The 771-nt window shown below is 46.6% G+C and carries 1 protein-coding gene; it reads left to right on the top strand.

Annotated features, from left to right (window positions below; translation table 11 throughout):
• Positions 1–771: flagellar hook-associated protein FlgL (gene flgL, locus R7O13_RS26265; RefSeq protein ID WP_318305129.1), on the top strand; the 771-nt coding region annotated here is incomplete at both ends.

The following is a 771-nucleotide window of genomic DNA, read 5'->3' as shown; positions in this document are numbered from 1 at the left end:
CCATGGAAATGATCAACGGTGCGTTTTCTGCCGAAGACCGACAAGCGAAAAAGCGTGAGTTGGAAGAAATTGCAAATAACTTCCTTAACTTAGTGAATGCACAAGATGAATCGGGCAACTACGTGTTTGCGGGGACAAAGCCGAAAAGCCAGCCATTTTATCGCGATAAAGATGGCAGCGTGCAATACGCTGGTGATGATTACCAACGCAAAATGAAAGTGTCCAGCATGCTGGATATGCCGATGAACGATCCTGGTAGCAAACTGTTCATGGAAATCCCAAACCCGTTTGGTGATTACCAGCCTAGTTACGATTTACATCGCGGTTCTGACTTACTGCTAAGCAAAGCAACCAATGTGGATGCGAAGGACACCGCTTCTTATCGCGTGACGTTTGTCGATATGAATAACGGCAAGTTTGGCTACCAATTGGAGCGAAACGGCAAAGTGGTGGACGCTGACGAATTTTCGCCAGAAAAAGGCATCGAGTACAAAGGACTTAAAGTGCATGTGAAAGGGCAAATTACCCCTGGAGACAGCATCGGCATCGAAAAGCGTGACTCCTTCAGTATTTTCGATACCTTTAAGGAAGCGATGTCTTGGTCGGATAAATCCGTCTCCGATACATCAGCGACTGCGAAGTTGCACCAAATGACAGAGGAATTTCAAGCCGCGTTCATCCATTTGAACAAAGCTCGAACCGACGTGGGTGCAAAGCTGAGCACGCTCGATATTCAAGAGCAAAACCACGAAGACTTTAACTTGTCTTTGG

The sequence above is a fragment of the Vibrio sp. Y176 genome, assembly GCF_033438945.1.
The sequence above is the reverse complement of the archived record's forward strand: the minus strand, read 5'-3'. Positions and strand labels throughout refer to the sequence as shown.